We start from the raw sequence: 2402 nt of genomic DNA, 5'->3' as shown, positions 1-2402 counted from the left end.
GTCGTTTCGGGGCAGGTAGCAGCGGTTCCAGCCGTGCCCATTGAGCATCGGTCAGATCCGCTCGCGCGGTCACCGCTAGGGTGGTCACGAGGTCTCCGGTGTTCAGTTGAATCTTGGTCGATCAACCAACTAGCGGAGACCTCGCCATATCTCAAACTCTCAGCCCGCCAAACAGTCTCACACCTGCAGCACTACTTCGAGACACGCTCTAGGTGTACTGCCCAGGCAGGTTGGTCAATCGTGTGATCGCTTGCGGGGACAGTCGTTGACGCCAGCGCAGATCCACGATCTTGCGGCCCCTCGGTGCCGACCACCTACAGTGTGTCGTCACAAACCCTCAACCAACCAGCCTGGCAGTACATCTAGGCCACCAGCTGGGAGCAAGCTCATCGAGCGAATGCGTTGACGTGCACCAGTTGTGGCTTCGCGCCGTATCTAATTGCCAACCTTGGGAACCTGGGCGTCGAGGCTGCGATTACTGTTCCGACGTGGGTCTGATCGTGAATATAAACATCACTGTCGAATAAGGAACCCGATGGCGTCATCGACGCGGGCGGAGTTGTTCGCTGCGATACTTCGTGATGCCCGGGATGGGTTGTCGGGCAGGCAGATCCAGCGCAAGCACGGTGTCAGCTATCGCACGGTCCGTGATGCGCTGGCCTCGGCTTGGCCTGCTGAGCGCAAGGAAGACACCCCGCGTCCGTCGAAGCTGGAACCGTTCAAGCCGATCATCGATGCGATGTCGTTCTCCGGCAAAGCGATCCACCGCGCCTCGTTGTCGGCAGGTCAGGAAGCGTTCTTCAAAGGCCACCTGCACGCGCTACGCGGCCTCGGTGGAGTCCCAACCGGAAAGGTCCGCTACGACAACCTACGCGCCGCCGTCGCCCAAGTCCTCGGATTCACCCGCGCACGAGTGGAAGCCGAGCGCTGGACGGTATTCCGATCACACCTGGGATTGGAACCGTTCTACTGCCAACCCGGTCAAGAAGGCGCCCACTAGAAGGGCGGAGTCGAAGGCCAGATCGGCTGGTTCCGTCGAAATGACCTCGTCCCGGTCCCGGAAGTCGACTCGATCGCGGAGTTGAACGCGTTGATCGATGACTGGGACGCTGATGACGACAACCGCCGGATCGGGTCACGACCCCGCACGATCGGGGAGACGTTCGCCCAAGAGAAGGCCCTGCTGCGCCCGCTTCCGGACGAACCGTTGGAAACCGGGCGCTGGTTCACTCCACGCGTCGATCGCTACTCCCAGATCTCGGTGCGCACCAACAAGTATTCGGTCCCGGTCCGTTTCATCGACCGCCAAGTCCGGGTCCTGCTGCACGCCTCGAAGCTGGTCGTCTATGACGGGCGCACCGAAATCGCCCGCCACGAACGGCTTCTGGCCAAAGGTGGAACCTGCCTCTAACTCGATCACTACCTGGAAGGATTGCTGCGTAAACCTGGGGCCCTACCCGGTGCGACCGCGCTCGAACAAGCCCGCGCCGCACACAAATTCACACCCATCCACGACGCCTGGTGGGTGGCGGCCCGCAAAGCCCACGGTGATCAGCACGGCACCCGCGCCCTGGTCGAGGTCCTGCTGCTGCACCGCCACCTTCCCCACGACCAGCTCGTCGCCGGCCTCGCCGCGGCCTTGCAATCCGGGGCCCTGACCGCCGACGCGGTCGCATTGGACGCACGCAAGATCGGAAATCCCAACCCGCCACACCAGCACCGGTTGATCTCGACTTGCCGATCGACCCCATCCCGTCGCTGACCGCTCGTCGCCTCGCTCACCTGCCACCAGACACCCGCCCCTTGCCCTCGGTCGCGCAATACGACCAACTGCTCCGCCGCACCCGCACCCGCACCCAGACTCCGGCACCGGCAAATCACACCTGCTCATCGCGTTGGGCACCGAAGCTGCAATGCAAGGTTTCCGCGTGAAATTCACCCCCGCCACCAAGCTGGTCAACGAACTCGTCGAAGCCGCCGACGACAAAGTCCTCGCCAAGACCATCGCCCGCTACGGCCGCGTCGACCTGCTCTGCATCGACGAACTCGGCTACATGGAACTCGACCGCCGCGGCGCCGAACTGCTCTTCCAAGTCCTCTTCGAGCGCTAGAAAAAGAACTCCGTGGCAATAGCTTCCAACGATAGCTACTCCGGCTGGACCAGAACCTTCACCGACCCACGCCTCTGCGCCGCCATCGTCGACCGACTCACCTTCGGCGGCCACATCATCGAAACCGGCACCGACTCCTACCGCCTCGCCCACACCCGCGCGGCGAAAGGGTGAACCCAAGCCACCAACCCACCACTCTGAACCGCCCCGGCTTTTCTGCCGCCCCGTTATGGGGTAGCAGGAAGGATATGGGCCATGCCCAAAAAGATCGACCCAGTGCTTCGGAGCCAG

Annotated in this window: 2 pseudogenes; both read left to right on the top strand. The window is 62.8% G+C overall.

Features of this window, described 5'->3' with window-relative positions:
- Nucleotides 1-535: 535 nt before the first annotated feature.
- Nucleotides 536-1932 (top strand): annotated as a pseudogene (locus ACWEH3_RS35975) (Mu transposase domain-containing protein).
- Nucleotides 1860-2285: pseudogene (locus tag ACWEH3_RS35970) on the top strand (ATP-binding protein); the annotation flags it as partial. The pseudogenes ACWEH3_RS35975 and ACWEH3_RS35970, both read left to right, overlap by 73 nt.
- Between the last annotated feature and the right edge of the window lie 117 nt (nt 2286-2402).

The sequence above is a fragment of the Nocardia sp. NPDC004718 genome (assembly GCF_053601535.1).
This window is presented reverse-complemented; position numbering and strand designations above follow the sequence as displayed.